Source organism: Mycobacterium parmense (assembly GCF_010730575.1).
Lineage (GTDB): Bacteria > Actinomycetota > Actinomycetes > Mycobacteriales > Mycobacteriaceae > Mycobacterium > Mycobacterium parmense.
The window spans coordinates 5,264,180-5,285,470 of record NZ_AP022614.1 but is presented as its reverse complement, the minus strand read 5'-3'; the positions used below and the strand labels follow the sequence as shown (position 1 = coordinate 5,285,470).

Sequence of the window (21,291 nt, the reverse complement as noted above, 5' to 3'; positions counted from 1 at the left end):
TGACATCGTCAGTCCTTCCCGCCAAGCTCACGCTCGGCGTGACAGACCAAGATCAGATCCACCGTTGTTCAGACAGTCCCGCCAGCCTTTACGCATGACGTAGTCGAGCCAAGTACCGGCGAACTGGGAGGTGAGCACGGCTGCGATTACCTGTGTGGTGTAGAACTTTGAGCTGATGATGCCGGCGTCGAAGGCGACATTGGCCAAAACGATGCCGGGGCCACCGCGGGCGTTGGTGGTGATCGCAAGGTTGATCAGGTCAAGTCCCCGGAAACCCGCGAACCGCCCGGCGAGCGATACCGACATCACTTTGATCGCGCAGGTGCCGACAATGAAGATGACGATCATCCATACCGAGACGCCGCGGATGAGATCCAGCTTCAGGCCGACGATCGCGAAGTAGATGGGAATGAAGAAGGCGAAGGAGACTTTGCCGATTGCCTCGAGCGCGTCGGCGAAGATCCTGCGCTTCCTATGCGCGACGGCAAAACCTGCGAGGAACGCCGCGAAGACGAGGTTGACGTCGAGGGCTCCGACAACTGCGCAGTATGCCAGCAGGACCGCTATGGGGTAGCCGGTGGGCGACTGCCGCGCAAAGACATTCCAGCGAGAAGTGTTGATGCGCTTGATGACGCGTGGAACAAGCTTGAGCCCGAGGATGAAGTAGGCCACCGTTGCGAAAAGGTGCCAGAACATCTGCCACGGATGCAGAGTCGTCTTGCCTGAACCGTGTGTCCAGGATTTTCAGGTCGGCGAAGATTTTTGACACCGCCGGCACCGAGGTGACAGCGACCCCGACCGCAAGGATGACGTGGCTTCATCGCCCCCACTGCCCGCACGAAATACCCGCCGGAGCGAGAACCCTCCTGGTCCGCAAGCTCATTGACGGCGCGCAAAACCTGAGCGGTGGCCTCGTGGCTCACGGCCCGGATTCGCGGGATCCTCCCGCCGTCTCCCGGCTGATTCGGGCCCAGCGGTTTTGTAATCGCTACAAGCGCACCAGGCCGCGCAGCGGCACAAGCCCGAGCTCCTTATGGGTGAGGAATCCAGGCGGGGCGTCACAAACGGCTGGAATCGCGTTCGCGGGGCCCATCGCGGTCCAGGTGTAGCCCGGCTTCGGGTAGTTGCCCTGCGCATCCGGAGGCGCTTGGAGGATCAGCTCGGTGGGTTCGTCGCCCTCGATCACGATGCGATAGTGATAGTGACCGCCCCAATCAGGCTGCGGCTCAATGGCATTGTATTCGTCCATCGTGTACATCTCGTGGAATGTGATGAAGGTCTTGTTGTCCACCCAAGTCGTCCACTTGTGATGCTGTGAGGCGACTGTTCCCTTCTTGATCACGCCCTTAAAGCCTGGCATGTCGCTGGTCGGCCCCCCTTCGTACCGGATGTCGCGCGTGGCCGTCCCTAACTCTACATCCGTTGTGTACTTGTCGACCGTCTTGCCGAATCCGTCCGCCACCATGGCCATCGACTGGGCGAACAACGGCCATGCGTTCCCCAGGAGATTCGGTCCGGCCAGAAACTCTTCGGGATCGCTCCCCATCCCCATCTCGTGCAGGTACTTCAAAGTGTCCTTGCCGAAATTCACCACCTCGTAGATGTGGATAGCGTCGATCCGGCTGACGATTCGGGCCAGCGTCAGCACGAGCAGGTCTCCGGCAAAGCCAGGATTGATACCACCTGCGTGGAACGAAGTACCGCCCTCGTGACACGCTGCGTCGATCTTGTCGATATCCGCCTTGCTGTGTTCGGTTCGATACCACCATGCGCCACCCGAGGCGACGACGTTCTTGCCCCCGCGCAGCAGACGGCAGACCTCTTCGGGATCGGACCAAAGTGGCGCATAGAACACGCAATCGGCGTCAAGCGCTTCGATGGCTTCCTTGTCGGTGGTCGCAAGCACACCGATCGGCGCGGCGCCGACGAGCTCACCGGCATCCTTGCCAACTTTTTCCGGACGATTACAGAGCACGCCGACCACCTCGTACGCAGGGTTACCGACGAAATGGCGAAGCGCCACCGTTCCGACGTTGCCGACGCCCCACTGGCCCGACCTGGACCGGAGCAGATGTCGAGATGGTTCCTGGAGCCGCACTCCCCGTAACTGATATCGCCGTCATGCGCGTAGTCACGGTAGATCCGCAGCATTCGTCCCACGCCAGGTTTCTTCGCGGTCGCACCTGCGGGCGCGGGCCGCTTCCATAGATCGCCCGACTCGGTGCGACGCTCGGGACCCAGGCCGGCATCGAGCGCAGCGGTCAGCGGTTCGTCGGCCTTTCGCCCGACGTGGCGCAAGCCCAGCAGCCCCAGCCACCGCCGCCAGCGCCGTGACCTGGACGCCGAGCGATTGCATTGGAAGTTCCGACGCGAAAACCGAGCCGTACGGGCGCTTAGTCAGCGCCCGGTAACCATTGGCGGTGAATGCGAAACCCAACACGGACACCAACACGGCTGCCAGTCGCTTCACAGCTGTCCTTTCCGTCGACCGCGGGCATGACGTACACCGCCCACTAGTTAACGAATCTAACTGCCCGGCTTTCGGCCATTTACACCCCTCGGGTCAGCCCGATATCCGGCCAAAAGATTACGTTTCGCTGCGTTGCCCGGATTCCCCGGAGTCCCCGGGCCTGCCGGCCTTCGCGGGGTCCTCGATCACGTGATATGTCGGGTCGATCATCGAAATGGGCCCGCGACCGCGGCGATCACCGTCACCGCATCGGCGACCACCCCGCCGGCCGGCTCAGGCATCACCGGATCGGGGTCCACCGCGCGCAACCAGACCGTGAACATTGACCGCACCGCCTCGGCCCGCTCGGCGAAGCGACGCAGCCAGCCCCGCACCGTCTCCACCGGACGGGCCAAGTCGGCCGCGATCCGGCGAAACCCCACCCGCCGCCGCAACGCCTTGGCAGCCAGCGCCGACACGATCACCGCCGCAGTGTCGGCACGGCGCAGCAACGCGGTCACGGGCAACAACACATGCGTCACCCCGCAGCCGGTGCATCGCGACCGGCGAGGACACAACCGCACCGACCCGTCCCGACCGCGCAGCTGTCGCGGCCTGGCCCACCCCCAACGCGCCAGCACGCTGCTGCATGCCGGGCAGCTCAACTCGCCCGCCGCCAGCCTGCGCTCGACCACATCGACATCTGCCTCTACCGTGACCACTGCGCCTCCAAGCGCGAAGACGGCCCTCCCGCAGACTCCGCCCAGAGACATCGGGAGGGCCGCCGCCCACAACGACGTGATCACCGTGCCGCCCCGACACCACAAAGACCAAACGCAGAAACGACCGGCCGACGAACTGATCACCGTCAGTGCCGGATCGCTACCCCCAAGTGCTCAACCTGAATGCCCCCGAACACGGTGCGCCGGGTTGGATGAACACGGCGCCTACCGAGCCGAAGCGGGCCCAGTCGGCGAGGGCGTGACTGGTCAGTTCGGGTCCGTTGTCCATTCGGATGTGTTCGGGCTTGCGGCCAGTGGTCATGATCAGTTCGTCGAGCAGTCCGGTGGTCTGATCGGCGTTCCACGACCGACGTGGCCGTGTCGCCAACGCCTCGCGGGTGAACTCGTCGATGACGTTGAGGAAACGCAGCTGGCGGCCGTCGACGGTGAGGTCGTGCTGGTAGTCCAGCGCCCACACGTGATCGGGGCGGGCCGCCGCCATGCGCCGGTGCGCCGCACTGTGGCCCAGGCGCAGCCGCTTGCGGGTCTTCGACGGACGTTGCAGCCGTTCGTCTTTCCACAATCGGTGCGTGCGTTTGGGATTGACCACGAGGCCTTCTGACTTGGCGATGGCGTGCGCCTTGCGCCAGCCCCACCGCGGATGGCTGATGGCGATCTCCCGCAGTCAGGCGCGCAGCCGCTGTTCGACGCCATCGGGTCGTTGCGGCCCATACTGCTGCACCGAGCGGTGTTGGCCGACCACCCGGCAGGCACGCCGCTGCGAGACCCCGAACCGCTCGACGAGCATCACCACCGCTCGCCGCCGACGGTCGGGGCTCACCAGTTTCCCCGGCTCATCTCCTTGAGCATGTCGATGTCGAGGGCCTGCTCGGCGACCAGCTTCTTGAGCCGCTGATTCTCCCGCTCAAGCTCCTTGAGCCGTTTGGTGTCTTCGGCTTTCATCCCGCCGTACTGATTTCGCCAGCGATGCCAGGTCTGCTCACTGACCTCCAGATGCCGGCAGACCTCCCCGAGGTCTTTGCCCTCACCGAGCAGCCGTTCACCCTCACGAAGCTTGCGGACCACCTGCTCCGGTGTATGCCGTCGACGTGCCATGAATCGAGTCCTCCTCGCCCCAATTCTGGGGCATCGGACTCCCACAGGAACTTGATCAACCAGGGGGTAACTGGTAGCCCGAGCCGGCCTGTTCGCACAGCGACACCAAGGTCGCGTACGCCGGTGCCATCCGGGCAGCAGAAATGGCACACCACGCCGCTGTGCGACTAGGTGCGACTAGGTGCATAGCACTGCGGTCTGACGGGCGTGCCAAGTGGTTGACGTGTATGTGCAACGTCTAGTATCAGTAATCAAACGCTTTGTCTGGAAGCGGTCCAGAACCGCCGCGACAATGCGAACGGCAGCCCACACGGGGCATTACATGGAGGACACCTTGAGGAGACGTCCGTGACGTACACAATTGCCGAACCCTGCGTCGACATCAAGGACAAGGCATGCATTGAGGAGTGCCCGGTCGACTGCATCTACGAGGGTGCTCGGATGCTCTACATCCACCCCGATGAATGCGTCGACTGTGGGGCTTGTGAACCGGTCTGCCCTGTCGAAGCGATCTACTACGAAGACGATGTGCCCGAACAGTGGAGCCAGTACACGCAGATCAACGCCGACTTTTTCGTTGAGCTGGGGTCGCCGGGTGGTGCGGCCAAGGTCGGCATGACCGAGAACGATCCCCAAGTGGTGAAGGATCTGCCACCGCAGGGCGAAGGCGACTGAGCGCGCCGGTGCTGCAGAAGCCCGGGATGGGCCGACTGGGGGTACCACCCGCTCGCAGGGGAGTGTCGGCCTCCCTGCCGGATTTCCCTTGGGACACGTCGGCCGAGGCGGAGGCGCTGGCCGGGTCCCATCCGGACGGCATCGTCGACTTGTCCATCGGCACTCCGGTAGATCCGGTTGCGCCGGTGATCCGAGAGGCGTTGGCGGCCGCCAGTTCCGCGCCGGGCTATCCGGCAACCGCCGGTACTGCGCGGCTGCGTGAAGCGGCAGTGGCTGCCCTTGACCGCCGCTTCGGCATCACCGGGCTGACCAAGGCGGCCGTGCTGCCGGTGATCGGTAGCAAAGAACTCATCGCCTGGCTACCGACCCTGCTGGGCCTGGGCCCAGCGGATGTGGTCGTGGCGCCGGAACTGGCGTATCCGACGTATGACGTCGGCGCCCGGCTGGCGGGAGCGCAGGTGCTGCTCGCGGACTCGCTGACCCAGTTGGGCCCGCAATCGGTGACACTGGTGTATCTGAACTCCCCGAGCAACCCGACCGGGCGCGTGCTGGGCGCCGAACACCTGCGCAAGGTGGTGGGGTGGTCGCGCGATCGTGGCGTTGTGGTGGCTTCCGACGAGTGCTACCTGGGATTGGGCTGGGATGCCGAGCCATTGTCGGTGCTGCATCCGTCCATCTGCGATGGCGACCACACCGGGCTGCTAGCGCTGCACTCGCTCTCGAAGAGCTCGTCGCTCGCGGGATACCGGGCCGGTTTCGTCGCCGGTGATCCCGCCCTGGTCGTCGAACTGCTGGCAGTACGCAGACATGCCAGGAATGATGGTGCCGACGCCGGTGCAGGCTGCCATGGTGGCCGCGCTGGACGACGACGATCACGAAAAGCTGCAGCGCGAGCGGTACGCGCGGCGGCGGGCGGCCCTGTTGCCGGCGCTGCGCTCAGCCGGTTTTGCTATCGACTATTCGGAAGCAGGACTCTACTTGTGGGCCACCCGCGGTGAGCCATGCCGGGACAGCATCCGTGGTTGGCCACGCGCGGCATCCTGGTGGCGCCCGGCGAGTTCTACGGCCCGCGCGGTGCACAGCATGTGCGGGTTGCGCTGACCGCCACTGACGAGCGCGTCGCCGCCGCGGCCGGCCGCCTCGCTTAGCTTGCGCACCCGCGTGGAGGGGGCGGGCGGCAGAATGCATCGAAGGCGTTGCCAAGTGCTTCCTTAGCGCTCAACCTCGGGTAAAGAATGTGGTCGTGACAACTTCGACTGGCAAGCAGCGTATCCCGGCGACTGTCGGGGACATAGCCAAGCGCGTCTTTCTGGGAAAGCCGCTGATTACCGAGAACCTGACATCCGAGAAGTTGTCGAATCCCGTTGCGCTTGGGGCACTTTCACCGGACGCAATCTCATCGACCGCATACGGCCCGGAGCAGATCTTGATCGAACTGCTGCCCCAGGCCGGGCTGGCGGCGTTGGCGCGCGGGAGAATTTCGGACCCCGGGTCGCGCAGGTCGCGGCCGCTGCACTGTTGATCGACTATGTGGTCACGGTGGCAGTGCAGTCGGCGGCTGGAACGGTGGCGGTGGTGTCGGCGATCCCGGTGTTGGGTCCCTACAGCCTAGCCATCACGGTTGGCGTGGTGCTTGTCATCTGCTACCTGAACCTGCGTGGCTTAAAGGAAGCGGGAATGCCGTTCGCGGTGGCGACCTACTCCTTCATCGCCATGATCAGTCTGACGATCGTGGTGGGTGTCATTCGCGAAATATTTTGGGAATTACCGGTGTACGACCCGCATCACCTGGCCGGAACGGTGCCGGTACAGCAGGGCAACGGCTTGGTGATGGGCGCGACGATCCTGACCTTGCTGCGTTCGTTCGCCAACGGGGGTTCGTCATTGACCGGGGTTGAGGCGATTTCCAAATACAGTCGACGTCTTCCGAAAGCCGCAGGGCGTCAACGCACGTCGAGTGCTCACCGCGATGGCCTGCATTCTCGGGTTCTTGCTGGCCGGTGTCGCCTATCTCGCGTACGTCACTCATGCAACGCCGTATGTCACTGAATATCCATCGGTCTTGTCGCGGGTCGGTCGTGCGGTCTTCGGCAACGGACCAATCGGCGATATCTTCTTCGTCCTCGTCCGTGATCGAGCGCCGGTTCGCGCTGCCCGAGGTGTCGCTGGCCGAAGTCGCGGTGGCGGTCTCCGGTGGCCGGTTGTTGGCGTCGGGCTGGCCCGGGGAGTGGGTGCAACACGAGTCGACCCTGCCGCCAAGGCAGATGAGGCCGTAATCCTGTGCGCTGTCGTGTGTTTAAAAGACAGCAAAGGAGGCGGCCGGTGGTGGTCGGCGATGATGAGGCGAGGGTGCGGGCCGAGCGGGCCCGGGTGATCGGATTGTTCCGGTACCAGTTGATCCGGGAGGCCGCCGAGCCGGCGCACTCCACCAAGGAGCGGGGAAAGATAGTGCGCGAGTTGGCGTCGCGCGAGCACACCGACCCGTTTGGGCGGCGGGTGCGGATCTCGCGGCAGACCATCGATCGGTGGATTAGGGACTGGCGTGCCGGCGGGTTCGATGCGCTGGTGCCCAGCCCGCGCCAATGCACGCCGCGCACCCCGGCCGAAGTGCTGGAGCTGGCGGTGGCGCTGCGTCGGGAGAACCCCGCCCGCACCGCCGCGGCGATCCGCCGGATCCTGCTCACCCAGTTGGGCTGGGCGCCCGATGAGCGGACCCTGCAACGCAACTTCCACCGGTTGGGGCTGACCGCCGGCACCGGTTGCGGGTCGGCGCCGGTGTTCGGCCGGTTCGAGGCTGAGCACCCCAACGACCTGTGGACCGGGGATGCGCTGCACGGCATCGCGATCGCGGCCCGTAAAACCTATTTATTCGCGTTCTTGGATGATCATTCCCGGCTGCTGCCCGGCTATCGGTGGGGGTATGCCGAGGACACCGTGCGGCTGGCCGCCGCACTGCGCCCGGCGCTGGCTTCGCGCGGCGTCCCCAAGGCCGTGTATGTCGATAACGGATCGGCCTATATAGACACGTGGTTGTTGAGGGCGTGCGCGAAACTCGGTGTGCGCCTGGTGCATTCGACACCGCATCGGCCGGAAGGGCGAGGGAAGATAGAGAGGTTTTTCAGGACCGTGCGTGAGCAGTTCCTGGTCGAGATCACCGGCGAGCCCGACGTCGCCGGACGCCACCACGTCGCCGATCTGGCCGAATTGAACCGGCTCTTTGCGGCCTGGGTCGAAACTGTCTACCACCGCACCGTCCATTCCGAAACCGGGCAGACCCCGCTGGCCCGCTGGTGCGCGTCTGGCCCGGTCGGCCTGCCCGCCCCGGAGGCGCTCACCGAGGCGTTTTTGTGGGAGGAGCACCGCCGCGTCACCAAGACGGCGACCGTCTCGTTGCACGGCAACAGCTACGAGGTCGACCCCGCACTGGTTGGGCGCAAGGTGGAGCTGGTATTCGACCCGTTCGATTTGACCCGCATCGAGGTGCGTCTGGCCGGCGTGCCGATGGGGCTAGCGATCCCGCACCACATCGGGCGGCACTCGCACCCCAAGGCCAAACCCGAAACCCCGTCGATACCACCGAAACCCACTGGTGTCGACTACGCGCGGCTGATCGAGACCGCGCATCAGACCGAACTGGCCCGCGGCGTCAACTACGCCGCCCTGACTGGGGCCGACCAGATCCCCGGCCAGCTCGACCTACTCACCGGCGAAGAGGCCCAACCCCGATGATGGACAACCTGATCTCCTACTACGGTTTCTCGCGCACGCCGTTCGGCCGCGACCTGGCCCCCGGCATGCTGCACCGCCACAGCGCCCACAACGAAGCCCTCGCCCGCATCGGCTGGTGCATCGCCGAACGCCGCATCGGCGTGATCACCGGCGAGGTCGGAGTAGGCAAGACGTATCTGGCAACAGCATTGGGACACATGGTAATTCGCCGACGCAACTCCGTACTGTTCGCCCGATCCGACAAGCTGTTCACCCGGCTGCGCGCCGCCCGCCTGGACAACACCGTCGACGCCGAGATCCGCCGACTCACCACCATCGACGTCCTCATTATCGACGACTTTGCGCTCAGACCCCTCGGCGCCACAGAGACCAGCGACTTCTACGAAATCATCGTCGAACGCCACCGCGCCAAAACGACCATCGTGACCTCCAACCGAGAACCCTCCGAATGGTTGACCATGACCGCCGACACCCTGCTGGCCCAATCAGCGATCGACCGACTCACGGCCACCGCCCACACCCTCGTCATCGAAGGACCGTCCTACCGTCAACGCACCCGACCCAGCCAGCTTGACCCAGACCACGACGACGAGCTTCCTCAATAACGCGCCACGGTGGTCCCATCCCCCTGGCAATCAGGTGGCCCCATCACCCTGGCAAGCGACACTTCTAAATGGCCATTGACAGAGGCCTTGCTGCTCAAAGAGCAAGCCCGCATCGTCCTAAGACGCTGCGGATCCGGTCCGGTGTCATCCGCTGTTCCCGCAAGATACTTCGTCACGACGAGCCGGTGATGATCATCAAAATGGATTATCGGTTGGTCGCACCCATCACCGGCACGGTGACCGCTGCGCGGAGAACCGCTTTTCGGCAACATCTTCAACAGCGGCGGTCTGCGGATCTCAGCCAATCGTCCACTGACAACAACTCCTTTCTCCTCTCGGCCCAAGCCGAGAATCGGTCGAAGGGGTCAAAATCTGCGTCGACACGGGGTCAGTTTTCAGGCGTCGCCGAGTGCCGATCGCGATACCAAGGCCCAGCCACTTGCGCAGGTATTCCGCATTCGAGATGGCCGCCCATCTACCGGAAGCGGCACTACTGGTGTCTACGGGCTCCGGCATTGTTCGGATCCTAGAGGCGCGGTTCCTTGGGCAGGCCGAGCAGTTTCTCGCCGATGATATTGCGCTGCACCTGTGAACTGCCCGCATAAATCGTGGCGGCTCGCGCCGCCAATGCCGACTCAACCCACGCGAGCGACGAATTCGGTGTTCCGACATCCGCAGTCGCCAAGGCGCCGTTCGTTCCCGTGCCCGACAGCGTCAACACGTCCGTCTCGAGGATCTCCATCGCCAGTTCGGTCTCGCGTTGGAAGAACTCGCTCCAGAGGATCTTGGTCATCGCGGCCTCGGGACCTGGATACTCACCGTGTAAGAAGCGCGTCAACGCCTGATACCCACGACACCGCATAATCTCGACGCGACCATAGCACCAAGCGAGCTGCTCACGGATATGCGGGTCGTTAGTCTTACCTCGTTCTTTCGCCAGCTCGAAGAGCCGGTCGATCTCAGCTTGGAAGCGAATCGCGTCGGTGGTGACACTTGTTCCACGCTCGAAACCCAGCAGCGTCATGGCCACCGACCATCCTGCGTTCACTTCCCCGACAACGTTGTCTGCAGCGGTTCGGGCGTCGGTGAAGAACACCTCGTTGAACATCGACTGGCCCACTATATTCTTGATGGGTCGAACCTCCACGCCGGGCTGATCCATCGGCACGAGCAGAAATGAGATCCCCCGGTGCTTGGGAGCATCCATGTCGGTGCGGCACAGTGCGAAGATCCAGTTGGCGAGGTGTCCCACTGAAGTCCAGATCTTGGACCCGTTGATGACCCATTCGTCGCCATCAAGAACCGCTCTCGTCCGCAGGCTGGCCAGATCCGATCCCGCGTCGGGTTCGGAAAACCCCTGGCACCACCGATCATCACCGGACAGAATTCGCGGCAAGAACCAATTCTTCTGGTCCTCGGTGCCGCAGACGACAAGCGTGTTGCCAAGCAGCTGAATCCCGAACATGTCGTTCTCAGTTCCGGCGGGTACCCCGGCGCGAGCAAACTCCTCGGCCAGCACGACTTGGTGGAGTGGGGTCAGTCCCGCTCCGCCATATCGCTTTGGCCACAACACGGCGAGTAGGCCGTTGTCCGCGAGCGTCTTCCGCCACTCTCGGATGAACTCCTTCCGCCGGGTTTGATCCAACGCCCCGATTCCAGCGAAGTCGGCAGGGACGTTCGCGGTGATGAAGTCGCGCACTCGTGACCTGAACGCCTCAGCTGACGGGGGATAAGACAGGTCCATATCGAATCGTCGTCCCTTATCTGTGTTGAGGACCCGCGTAAAGGTGGATCCATTGGGTTATTTTTTGCGTGTTTTGCTTCGTTTTCGACCGCTTGAAGGCGGTGGACCGCGGTCGGGGTCAAGGCGGAGCGCCCGCAGCGTAGCGAGGACGAACGACCTTGAGACCGACGAGGATCCGCCGCATACTTGGCCGCCGGGGAACAGGAAAAGACGGTGTGGTTCAAGTCATCTGCTGCCCTCCGGTGCATAAATGTGGGGCGAAAGACGCGCGTCGCGTGTGCCGGCGCCCAGCCTTATCTGAGTCCACGGACGATATCCGGCAACTTGATGATCGATGGGGTGCCCGACGTGCGGGCAACGAAGGCGCGGCCGCTCAATCTTTCCGGGAAGTCCACCCAACAGCGGAGTGGCGACAGGAACCACACGGGCGCTGGCCGCAGGCATCAGGTGATTAGCATCAGGTGATTAATGGGCATGGCAGGCGCGCAACGCATCATTTAAGAGGCCACCTCCTGGCGTTCGGGGACTGGCAGCGCCAGGGCGCCATCTTCGAACGCACGCAGCGGGTGATAGCATCGGCGCAGAATTTTGCGTTCCACCGCCAGGGTGGGGATTCTTGCCGTTGTGGCCGTCGCGCTTGGCTGCCAGCTTGTGGTAGTAACCGTAATCAAGGGAACGGCGCCGGCTCGCGCACTCGGCTGCCTCAAACGCCGCCCAGCGCAGCTCGGGTGAGCCCTCTCGCGACAGGTGCCCTGGTGAGCGTTTGGTATCAGAGGAGTACACGGTGACATCCAGCCCAGCAAACCGCACCAGCCGATGGGAACTGCTGAATCGGCGGACATCACCGACCTCGGACCAGATGATCGCCGCGCACAACCAACCGATGCCGTAATGGCGCTGCATTGCCTGACACCCGGCTTGGCGTCGGGCGAAGTTGACTAATTGGCTTGGCAGCGGGTCGATCTCGGTGCTTAGCTGATCGATGCGCCGTAGCGCAGTGTCAACGCACCGCCGGCCCGCCGCCGACAAGTCGACGCTGTCCAGCGCCGCGCGGCCTGCGCCGGATAACAGCGCCCGAATCGGTGGACAGCCCTGATGGAACAGCTGGACATGGATGCGCTGCTGCCAGGCCCGCCGCTCGTCCATCAACGTGTAGTACAACCGGCCCAGCGTGCGGATCTCCAGCATGTGTGCGGGTAGGATCCACGACTCGGGGAACCGGTCCTCGAACAACAGCGTACGCAGCAACCGAGTATCGGCGCGGTCGGTCTTGGCGCGCTTCTTGGGCTCCGGTAAGACGGCAATCTCGGCCGCATCCCCCAGGTGCGCGCAGATCCCAGCAGCGGCCAGCTCCTCGCACACATACCGCCACCCCGGGCAGCCCTCCAGCGCGAACTGGCCGTCCCCATCGCTGCAGTGCTCAGCCAGCCAGTTCCGCAACGCTTTCCGGGTCGCCGGACCGATCTGACCCCAGCGCAACAAGCCGTCATAATCGACGTAATCGAATGTGATCTGCTGTCGCCGCACGTCGAAACCGCCTACCATCGTCATCGGGACCTCCTCGAGCTCCTGAAAAATTCCTCTAACGCCTATATCAACGAGCGTCTGAGCTGAGGGGGTCCCCATCCACATGTCATCTTTCTCTGTTCGTGCCGACGAAGTATGTGGCGGTGTTTAGAGCCCGATGCGGTCAGCGACCTCGAGCCATTGCTCGCGTACTGAGCCCAGCAGTACCCGGTCGGCTTTCGCCCGCCGGTAGTAGAGGTGTGCGTCGTGCTCCCAGGTGAACCCGATCCCGCCGTGAATCTGCACATTCCACGATGCGGTGAAGTCAAATCCGGCCGCGGCGGTTGCCACGGCAATGGGGGCCGCCTTGGCGAGGTCAGCGCTCTCCTCCGCTGCCAGATGAGCCGCGTAGAGAGTGACTGCACGAGCACTGTCCAGTTCGATTGCCATCTCGGCGCATCGGTGCTTGATCGCCTGGAAGGAGCCGATGGGCCGATTGAACTGGTGACGCACCTTGGCGTATTCGACGGACATGGTCATAGCGCCCTCGGTGCCACCAACCATCTCCGCTGCGAGTAACGTCTTCGCGACATCTAACGCACGGCGTATGGGCGCGACGCCGTGCGCGCCAGCCAAGGGAACCGCAGAGACGGCGTCGAAGGTCAGGGTGGCCAGCGGTCGGGTGATGTCCAGGGTCTCGACGCGTGTACGGGTGAGGCCGACGGCGTTACCGTCAACGAGGTACAATGCCGGCTCAGCGGAGTCACCGGGCGGCAGAGCGAGCACCAGCAGGGTGTCCGCACTATGGCCGTCGATCACATGAATCTTGGTCCCAGACAGCGTGACGGCGTCGCCATTTGTCGCCGCTCGCATGGCTACAGCACCGAAGCCGTCAACGCAACCCGGTTCATTGATAGCAGTCGTGACTGTACGAGCGCCCGCGGCTATCTCTGGAAGCAGTTCTCTCTTCTGCTCCTGGCTGGCCGCGATCAAGATCGGCGCGACACCGAGCGCGACGGTCGCGAACAGCGGGCACGGCACGATGCCGCGTCCAAGCTCCTCGATGGCGACAGCAGCCTCGATCATCGTTGCTGCCGCACCGCCGTACTCCTCCGGTACGAGCAGACTCGGCAGCCCCAGTTCCCGACTCATGCGAGACCAAAGGTCGATGTCATATCCCGGCGCAGTTGTTACCGCCTGGCGAACCTTGGCCAGCGGTGACAGTTCGGTAACGAACTGCTGTATAGTCTGGCGGAAATCGTCCTGTTCTGGACTGAGCATGAAATCCATGACATGGCACCTCATCTTCTCTTCAAACAGTTGTTGTCGCGAAAAGAAATAGGGACGGCCTTACCGTCGCCTGGATCGACCAATCCACACACCGAAGCGCTCATCAATTCCGCGTAAGCACTGTCTCACCGGCCTTGGCATCTTCCGCCGTCCCCATCCGCTCGCTTTACGGTTCTTCTGTGGCTATGCGCCGGACACTGCTCGGAATGGCCGCCGTCGCGCTGTTAAGCCGATATTCAAGGAGCATTCATTTGTTTTCGGCCCCTTGATCGAACAGGTGATCTCGGAAGCGCTGTCGGAGTTCGTTTTTCATGACCTTGGCCATGGCGTTCTTCGGTAGCTCGTCCACTACGACCATGTGGCGCGGGCATTTGTAGTCGGCGAGGTGCTGGCGGCAGAACTGGTTGATCCGCTCCGCGGTGAGTTCGCCTTCGCCGCCGCTGAACCCGGGCTTGGGCGCGATCACCGCTAGGAGATCCTCACCGAGGTCCGAATGCGGCACCGCGATGACTGCGGCCTCGAGCACCTCGGGCATCTCGAGCAGCACGCGCTCGACCTCGATGGCGAAGATGTTGTAGCCGCCGCGCAGGATCATGTCTTTTTTGCGCTCGGTCAGATAGACGTAGCCATCGTCAGCGACATAACCCACGTCGCCGGTGTGCAACAGTCCACCGCTCCAAAGTTCCGCGGTGGGCTGCTCCCCCTTGTAGTAGCTGCGCCGAGCTATCTTCGACTTAAAGCAGATCTCGCCGACCTTGCCTGGGGGGAGTGGGTTATCGTAGTCATCAACGACGACAACCTCGCATCCTACGGGCCTGCCAACCGAGCCCGGCCGGGCAAGGATGTCATCTGGGTCGGGACCGAGGATGCAGGCCGCGCCGGCACCGGCCTCGGTGAGGCTGTAAGCGTTCAGCATCTTCGCTCCGGGCCACACCTGCCGCATTTTGCGCACGGTGTCGGGCTGGATCGGCGCCGCCCCGAAAAACACGAGCTGCAGCGAGCTGTAGTCGTGATCACCCACCGTGGGGTGCTTCATGGCCAAATTCAGCATTGTCGGCACACCCATGATCGACGTGGCGCGGTAGCGCTCGATCGCCGCGAGCAACTGCTCGGGATCAAAACGCGGCAACACGATCTGCGTGACCCCGGCACGAATGCTTAGCAGCATCAGGCCATGGCAGCCCGTGAAACCGAACAAGGGCACCGCATGAAGCAGGCTCTCGCCGAACATCGCGCCGAGAAGCTGCCCGAGGCTCGCCTGGCCGGGCTCGTCGGCGAGGTTGCCCTCGGGCACCAGCACGCCCCTGGGCATCCCGGTGGTGCCGGACGTATAGAGCAGATCCGCCGGGTCGTCGGCGCTCAGGGAAGGCTCGAGGAGCGGCACGTCCGCAGAGCCCGCGCCCACCACGTCGCCCAGGGGGGTGAATCCATCCAGCGCCTCGCTGCCGGTCACGAAGAAGTGCTCAAGTTGGAAGCTACCGGGACGGCCGCCGATCTCGACAGATTCGCCTTCGGCAAGCGCAACCAGAACCTCCCGGTGGGCGAGACCGGTGATCACCGCCACGGCGTCGCTGTGCTCAAGCACGAACAGCTTTTCCGGCGCTGCCCACCGGGTATTGAGCGGCACCGGCACGGCACCAAGTTTGTGGATGCCGAAATACACTGCATTGAAATGCATCGCTTGGTCGTTGGCGAGCAGCATCGCCACCTTGTGACCGCGGCTCACCCCAGCGGCGTGCAATTGCTGGGCGACCCGGCTGCTGGCAGCGTCGAGCTCGCGGAAAGTGGCCGCGCCGTCCTCGGCGATGACGGCGGTCTTGTCCGGTCGGTCCTCTACCGCTTGGCGCAGCAGGTCGATCACGGCCATGGCATGGTCCTCCTCAACGTACGTACGTGTTCAGCCGAGCGCTTGAAGCACGAGGCCGATCTCGTCGTTGGCCTGCGTTGGAGTCTGGTATCCCTCTCGGTCGCAGATCGCCTCAAGGTTGTCCTGGACCGCTTCGATATCGAGCGTCGGCGATGAGAAGCCCTTCGTCACACTGATGAAGATCTCGGCCACTCGCCCGCCCCCAACGGAGAAGATCCTCGACGTGAGATCGCAGGATTCATGGCAGAGATACGCGACGACCGGGGCGACCAGTGCCGGGTCCAGCTTCTTGGCGATCGGCCCGAGGAGTTCCTCGGTCATCCGGGTCCGCGCCATCGGCGCGATCGCGTTCACCTTGATGTTGTACTTCGCGCCTTCCTGGGCGAGCACCCGTGTGAAGCCGATGACCCCCATCTTCGCGGCCCCGTAGTTGGTCTGACCGAAGTTGCCGAAAATCCCGGCGGCGGAGGAGGTGTTGACGATCCGGCCGTAGCCCTGCTCGCGCATCCTGAGGAACGCCGGCTGGGTCACCCAGATGGTGCCGTAGAGATGGACATCGATCACCGGATCGAGTAGCTCCGGCGTGAGATTGTGGAAGGACTTGTCGCGCAGGATGCCCGCGTTGTTGACGACGATGTCGACCCGCCCGAAGGCGTCGAGAGCCGCCTGCACGATGGCCGCCCCACCTTCTCGGGTCGCCACGCTGTGACCATCGGCGACCGCGATACCGCCGGCGGCTTCGATCTCCTGAGCGACGGCCTCCGCCGCGGTCAGGTCCGCGCCGACGCCGGCGACGCTGCCGCCGAGATCGTTCACCAACACGCGCGCGCCGCGTGATGCAAGCAGCATCGCATGCTCCTTGCCGAGACCGTTTCCCGCCCCGGTCACGATGGCGACCCTCCCGTCGAAGCTAAGCTCAGCCACGCGATTTCCCTTCCATGCTGTCGCCCCGCAGGGCGATTTCTCTCTTATCGGATGTGTTGAATGACGTCACCGCCCGGCCTGCAGGATGTGGATGACACAGACCGAGCCCGCGCCCATCATGTGAGCAAGCCCGGTTCGAGCGCCTTCGACCTGCAGCGGGCCCGCCTCGCCCCGCAGCTGCCGTGTCACATCCCAGATCTGGGCCAGGCCGGTCGGCCCACCGGGATGACCGCGCCCGATCAGCCCGCCGTCGGTCGAGAACGGGATACGACCACCCAGGCTGGTCGCGCCCTCGGAGACGAGCTTGTCCCCCTCCCCAGCCGCGCACACCCCGAGCAGCTCGTAATACATCAGTTCCTCGATGGGGAATGCGTCGTGCACGTGGGCGAGGTCGAGGTCGGCCGGCCCGACACCGGCCTCGTCGTAGGCGGCCTTTGCCGTGGCCGCGGTGAGCTCGCCCGGACCGACGACCGCACCCATGAAAATGTGGCCGTCAACGAACTGCTCGGACTGCTGCTGGCTGGCGACCACCTTCACCAGCGGGCGTGAACCGGCCACGCGCTCTGCCGCCTCGCGGCTCGCGACGATCGCGGCCGCAGCCCCAGAGCCAGCGGCGCAGGCCATCTTCGAAGTGTGCGGGTAGGAAATCATGCGCGAGGCGAGGATCTCTTCGACGGTGACCTCATGGTCGGCCCGACGTTGCGCGTAGGGATTCAGCCGCGCATGGTTCCAATTCTTTGCCGCGATGGCGGCGAAGGTCTCGACCGTCGTGCCCACTTCGTGCATGCGACGTGTCGCCCACATGGCGAAAAACGCCGCCGGGAGGATCACCTGGCCAATGCCGGGCTTGCTGCCCCCGATAGCTCGAGTGGCGCGATTGAGGTCGTCAAACCCTAGCGCCATCGCGATATCGACGCTCCCCCCCGCCACCACCTGGACCGCCTCATGGAAGGCGCACGATCCGGTGGCCGACGCGTTCTCGACGTGGGTGATCGGGATGCCGGTAAGCCCGAGATCCTTCGCAAGGGTGACACCCGTGAGCAGACCGGCGCCGATGTAGCCGTTGTAGAGGTAGCCGACTTCATCGAAGCCGATGCCGGCGTCACCGAGCGCGTTGACACCGGCCCCGAAGCCCAAGTCGGCCGCGTTGGCGTCCGGCTGGCCGAACGGGGCCATCCCCACGCCGATCACATAGACGTCGCGGGCCATCACCGAGATGCCCCCCGTCGAGTAGGGCAAAAGCGGAACGAGCACAGCTCAGTGCCATCGGCATCGGTCATGAGGGGGTAGACCTCAAGCTGCATGGGCATGCCGATCTCCCAGTCGCCCATCTCGCCACGCAGGATGGATTGCACGCGCACGCCCTCCGGTAGGTCAACTTGGCCGACACCGTGCCCGTCGCCTGTGGAGCCGAACCGGGACTTGCCCATCCACGCCGACTCGACGTAGGTCCAGGCGTACAGTTCGCCGGTTGGTGACAGCAGGACATCCTCGACCGGGCCGCCCGTCAACGGACAGCGGCGGCGGCGGGGGAAGAAGTACTTGTCGGCAGCAGGGCTATAGGAACCGATCAACCGCGGCTGCTCATCGCCGTTGGGCATCGTGAAGTAGCCGTCCTCAAGTGGTCGACGCATCGTGTGTCGTCTCCTCCGGGTCGTGCGGTCAATGACTGGCCTCGCCGCCGCTTGGAGCGTTGCGCCATCGCGGATCTTTGAAGCGTGCCGAGATAGTGGCACCGGCGACGGCAACTAAGCTGGAGCAGTGTTGGTACTCGCAGTGCCGAATCGACTCCAGCGCAAAAATTCCGCGTTTTTACGCACTGGCGCCGATCTCGTCGAAGTCAGGCCGAACCGGCCAGCACCCTCGCGTCCTCGTCCGCGAAGGTGTCCTCCAGCTGCAGTGGCGAGTAGTCGAGGTCGATTTCCTCGGGCGGTCGCCCGCGGGCGCTGCTGATCGTGCTGAACCGGCGCATCCCCTTGTCGGTGGCATAGGTCCTCATCTCGTCGATTGACAGATTGAAGGGTATGTCGTCGCCATACAGTGCAGAACCCTCGTCGATCAGGCGCTGCCCCAGCGGAATGAGTTCGTTCATGCGCGTTTCGAACACCGTCCAATTGGTGTCGTCGGCAGCGACGTGGCGCCGGCAGGTGAAAGTGCCCCATGCCATGTGGCGTCGCTCGTCGTCGCCGATGTGCCGAATCAGCTGCTGCATGCCGGGAAGAATGCCGTGCTCCACGCAGATCTTGTGCCAGGCGTAGTAGCCGGTCAGCGCCAACATGCCCTCGATGATGTGGTTGTACGTCACCGAAGCGCGAACCTGGGCAGCCGGCGAGGGATCCACATAGAGCGTGTTGAGCGATTCGTGAAGTTCCTCGTCGAACAACTGCCGGTATGCCGGAGTTTGATCGAGGAAACTATGTAAGTCGTCGCGCACCCCGACGGCATCGAGCCACAAGCGGAACGCCTGGGTGTGTTTGGCTTCCTCGAACGCAAACTGCGTCAAGTACATCTCGTCGCCGAGCCGGCCTTCGGCCCGCATTGCGGCCATGAACGGCTGGATGTCCTGGGTGACTGCTTCCTCTCCGGCAATGAAGCCCGCGCACAATCGGGTGACGTACACGCGTTCGCGGTCGGAAAGCGCCTCCCAATCGGCGCTGTCGCGGGAGAAGTCGATATTGGCGGGGTCCCAGAGTTTGGCGATGCCGCCAGCGAACAGCCTGAGTGGCACGCTTTCCCAGTTCAGCCCGCCGGCACCCAGCGAATGGTAACGTGTGGTTGCCATGTAACCTCCTTAATTATTCGGCTGCATTGCCGGGTCTAGCGAACCTTGGTCGCTAGACGAATTCCACGATGTTGTAGTCACCGGCGGTGTAACATGCCCGAAGCACTTTCTTGTCGTATTTACCGACGCTGGTTCGCGGGATTTCGGGGACGAAGGCCCAGCGCTCCGGGATCCACCACGTAGCGACTTTGCCGTCTAAGAAGGCACGTAGCTCATCTGGCGTGATATCGGCGCCGGGTTTGACCACCACTAGAGCGAGTGGACGCTCCTGCCACTTCTCGTCGGGCACACCGATGACCGCGGCTTCATGTACCCCGGAATGGGCGATCAGCAAATTCTCCAATTCGACCGACGAAATCCACTCCCCGCCGGACTTGATGACGTCTTTGGCACGGTCGGTCAGCGTCAAGAAGCCATGCTCGTCGACGTGGCCGACATCGCCAGTGCGCAGCCACCCCTGGTCGAACTTGTCGGCGTCGTCGTCGCGAAAATAAGAGCCAGTTACCCACGGCCCGCGGGCTTGGATCTCGCCGACCGCTTCTCCGTTGCACGGCAGGGTGCGATCCTGGTCGTTGCGCAGCCGGATTTCCACGCCGCATATCGGGCGGCCCTGGGTGGCACGCAGCGCCCACTGTTGGTCTTCGTCGAGCCCAGTCGGCGGTTTGGCCACCGTGGCCAGCGGCGAGGTTTCGGTCATTCCCCACGCCTGCACGATCGGTACGCCGTGGTCGCGTTCGAAGCCGCGCATCAGTGACACCGGTACCGCCGATCCGCCGCACGCGACCAGACGCAGCGACGAGATGTCATGACCGGGCTCGCAGCCCAGGAAGTGCCGGACGTCATTCCAGATTGTGGGCACCGCACCGGCCACGGTCGGGCGGGTGTCCTCGATGATGGCCACCAGCGCTCCAGGTTGTAGCCATCGGTGCGGGAGTACCAGTTCGGCCCCCGCCATCAGCGCGGCATAGATAAGGCCCCACGCATTGGCTTGAAACATCGGCACGATAGCCAAGATGCGGTCGGCTTCAGCGATGCCCAACCCGTTGCCAGTGCAGACGGCCAGTGAATGCAGGTAGGTGGATCGGTGGCTGTAGACCACGCCCTTGGGGTTTCCGGTGGTGCCGCTGGTGTAGCACATCGCCGAGGCCGACGTCTCATCGAGTTCAGGCCAGTCGAACTCGGTGGGATGTGTCGAGATCAGGTCTTCGTACGAAACGACGGCCTTGCCGGCCGCCCGTAGCGGCTCGGGATCGCCCTCACCGACCGCAATCACCGTGTGCACCGACGATATGGCCGGCAAAGAACGCGCAAGTAGCGGCGCTAACGACATGTCGACGATGACGATGTTGTCGTCGGCGTGGTTGGCGATGTAGCCAAGCTGCTCGGCGGTAAGACGAATATTGAGCGTGTGCAACACCGCGCCCATCGACGGCACCGCACAATAGGCCTCCAAGTGTTCCTGGTTGCTCCACTGGAAGGTAGCCACACGCTGATCGCCGGTGACGCCAAGGTCATGCAGCGCATTAGCTAACTGACCGACCCGCCGGCCGACCTCGCCGTAGGTCGCGGCCCGGTAGCCCGACTCGGTCGGTGTGACGACGCGGCGGTCGGCGTGAATGGAGTTGGCATGCTTGACGATCGATGTCACAGAAAGCGGAACGTCTTGCATAGTGCTTTGCATAGCGTGGATCCCTTGCCCGTCATTCCCGGATACTGACGGCCGTCGACCGGGCAACTGGCTGCTCCCGAATACCCCGGACAGACGGTATTACCAATCTTTTACAAAGATCGACCAATTGTCAATAGTCCGGCGTGCCTCACTGAGTTTGAGCGCGTGGCCGGCGGTGGTGCCTCACCTATTTTGAGCGCGTGGCCCGGAAGG

At 63.8% G+C, this 21,291-nt stretch carries 17 protein-coding genes and 4 pseudogenes; 6 read left to right on the top strand and 15 right to left on the bottom strand.

Going from position 1 to position 21,291, the window contains the following annotated elements; all coding sequences use genetic code 11:
- Positions 1 to 27 precede the first annotated feature (27 nt).
- The 6 genes and pseudogenes from G6N48_RS24425 to G6N48_RS24400 all read right to left on the bottom strand — a co-directional run bounded on the left by G6N48_RS24425 (position 28) and on the right by G6N48_RS24400 (position 4,287).
- Complete coding sequence (locus G6N48_RS24425; protein ID WP_007168473.1) at positions 28 to 696, bottom strand: cation:proton antiporter; 669 nt, start codon at positions 694 to 696, stop codon at positions 28 to 30.
- A gap of 292 nt (positions 697 to 988) precedes the next feature.
- A complete protein-coding gene (locus tag G6N48_RS24420) occupies positions 989 to 2,098 on the bottom strand; it encodes an NAD(P)H-dependent amine dehydrogenase family protein (RefSeq protein WP_007168472.1) in 1,110 nt (369 codons plus the stop codon).
- 596 nt (positions 2,099 to 2,694) lie between these two features.
- Positions 2,695 to 2,928, bottom strand: a pseudogene (locus G6N48_RS24415) (hypothetical protein); the annotation flags it as partial.
- A gap of 403 nt (positions 2,929 to 3,331) precedes the next feature.
- Positions 3,332 to 3,781, bottom strand: a complete 450-nt coding sequence (locus G6N48_RS27975; RefSeq protein WP_007168470.1) for a DDE-type integrase/transposase/recombinase — start codon at positions 3,779 to 3,781, stop codon at positions 3,332 to 3,334.
- A gap of 75 nt (positions 3,782 to 3,856) precedes the next feature.
- Complete coding sequence (locus G6N48_RS24405) at positions 3,857 to 4,012, bottom strand: hypothetical protein (protein ID WP_154074411.1); 156 nt, start codon at positions 4,010 to 4,012, stop codon at positions 3,857 to 3,859.
- Positions 4,009 to 4,287 carry a transposase gene (locus G6N48_RS24400; RefSeq protein ID WP_007168468.1) on the bottom strand — a complete coding sequence of 93 codons (279 nt, stop codon included), beginning with the start codon at positions 4,285 to 4,287 and terminating at the stop codon, positions 4,009 to 4,011. Before G6N48_RS24400 ends, G6N48_RS24405 begins: the two co-directional genes overlap by 4 nt.
- A gap of 348 nt (positions 4,288 to 4,635) precedes the next feature.
- Between G6N48_RS24400 and fdxA the strand changes: the two genes are divergently transcribed.
- The 6 genes and pseudogenes from fdxA (at position 4,636) to G6N48_RS24370 (ending at position 9,296) form a co-directional block, all read left to right on the top strand.
- Positions 4,636 to 4,962 carry a ferredoxin gene (gene fdxA / locus G6N48_RS24395; RefSeq protein ID WP_007168467.1) on the top strand — a complete coding sequence of 109 codons (327 nt, stop codon included), beginning with the start codon at positions 4,636 to 4,638 and terminating at the stop codon, positions 4,960 to 4,962.
- A gap of 62 nt (positions 4,963 to 5,024) precedes the next feature.
- Positions 5,025 to 6,110, top strand: a pseudogene (gene dapC / locus G6N48_RS24390) (succinyldiaminopimelate transaminase).
- 95 nt (positions 6,111 to 6,205) lie between these two features.
- Positions 6,206 to 7,093, top strand: a pseudogene (locus G6N48_RS24385) (DNA-binding protein); the annotation flags it as partial.
- A pseudogene (locus tag G6N48_RS24380) lies at positions 7,086 to 7,238 on the top strand (hypothetical protein); the annotation flags it as partial. The pseudogenes G6N48_RS24385 and G6N48_RS24380, both read left to right, overlap by 8 nt.
- Positions 7,239 to 7,284: 46 nt before the next feature.
- Positions 7,285 to 8,691 (top strand): DDE-type integrase/transposase/recombinase, encoded by a 1,407-nt coding sequence (locus G6N48_RS24375; RefSeq protein WP_007168461.1) that lies wholly within the window; start codon positions 7,285 to 7,287, stop codon positions 8,689 to 8,691.
- Positions 8,688 to 9,296, top strand: a complete 609-nt coding sequence (locus G6N48_RS24370; protein WP_224112853.1) for an ATP-binding protein — start codon at positions 8,688 to 8,690, stop codon at positions 9,294 to 9,296. The genes G6N48_RS24375 and G6N48_RS24370 overlap by 4 nt, the downstream gene beginning before the upstream one ends.
- A gap of 526 nt (positions 9,297 to 9,822) precedes the next feature.
- Here the strand turns inward: G6N48_RS24370 and G6N48_RS24365 are convergent.
- The 9 genes from G6N48_RS24365 to G6N48_RS24325 all read right to left on the bottom strand — a co-directional run bounded on the left by G6N48_RS24365 (position 9,823) and on the right by G6N48_RS24325 (position 21,090).
- Positions 9,823 to 11,040 carry an acyl-CoA dehydrogenase family protein gene (locus tag G6N48_RS24365; protein ID WP_007168458.1) on the bottom strand — a complete coding sequence of 406 codons (1,218 nt, stop codon included), beginning with the start codon at positions 11,038 to 11,040 and terminating at the stop codon, positions 9,823 to 9,825.
- A 465-nt stretch (positions 11,041 to 11,505) separates the two neighbouring features.
- Complete coding sequence (locus tag G6N48_RS24360) at positions 11,506 to 12,591, bottom strand: transposase (protein WP_224112852.1); 1,086 nt, start codon at positions 12,589 to 12,591, stop codon at positions 11,506 to 11,508.
- Positions 12,592 to 12,714: 123 nt separating this feature from the next.
- Entirely contained in the window at positions 12,715 to 13,836 is a 1,122-nt protein-coding gene (locus G6N48_RS24355) for an acyl-CoA dehydrogenase family protein (RefSeq protein WP_050790029.1), read from the bottom strand.
- 247 nt (positions 13,837 to 14,083) lie between these two features.
- On the bottom strand, positions 14,084 to 15,703 hold the full coding sequence (locus tag G6N48_RS24350) for a class I adenylate-forming enzyme family protein (protein WP_007168454.1): 1,620 nt from the start codon (positions 15,701 to 15,703) through the stop codon (positions 14,084 to 14,086).
- A 30-nt stretch (positions 15,704 to 15,733) separates the two neighbouring features.
- Positions 15,734 to 16,627, bottom strand: a complete 894-nt coding sequence (locus G6N48_RS24345) for an SDR family oxidoreductase (RefSeq protein WP_007168453.1) — start codon at positions 16,625 to 16,627, stop codon at positions 15,734 to 15,736.
- Positions 16,628 to 16,693: 66 nt separating this feature from the next.
- The gene (locus G6N48_RS24340) at positions 16,694 to 17,836 is read right to left on the bottom strand and encodes a thiolase family protein (protein ID WP_040622299.1); all 1,143 of its coding nucleotides are present in this window, start codon (positions 17,834 to 17,836) and stop codon (positions 16,694 to 16,696) included.
- Positions 17,836 to 18,261, bottom strand: coding sequence for a Zn-ribbon domain-containing OB-fold protein (locus G6N48_RS24335; protein WP_007168451.1), 426 nt, complete (start codon positions 18,259 to 18,261; stop codon positions 17,836 to 17,838). Before G6N48_RS24335 ends, G6N48_RS24340 begins: the two co-directional genes overlap by 1 nt.
- 206 nt (positions 18,262 to 18,467) lie before the next feature.
- A complete protein-coding gene (locus G6N48_RS24330; protein WP_007168450.1) occupies positions 18,468 to 19,409 on the bottom strand; it encodes a R2-like ligand-binding oxidase in 942 nt (313 codons plus the stop codon).
- Positions 19,410 to 19,461: 52 nt separating this feature from the next.
- Entirely contained in the window at positions 19,462 to 21,090 is a 1,629-nt protein-coding gene (locus G6N48_RS24325; protein WP_007168449.1) for a long-chain fatty acid--CoA ligase, read from the bottom strand.
- Positions 21,091 to 21,291: the final 201 nt, after the last annotated feature.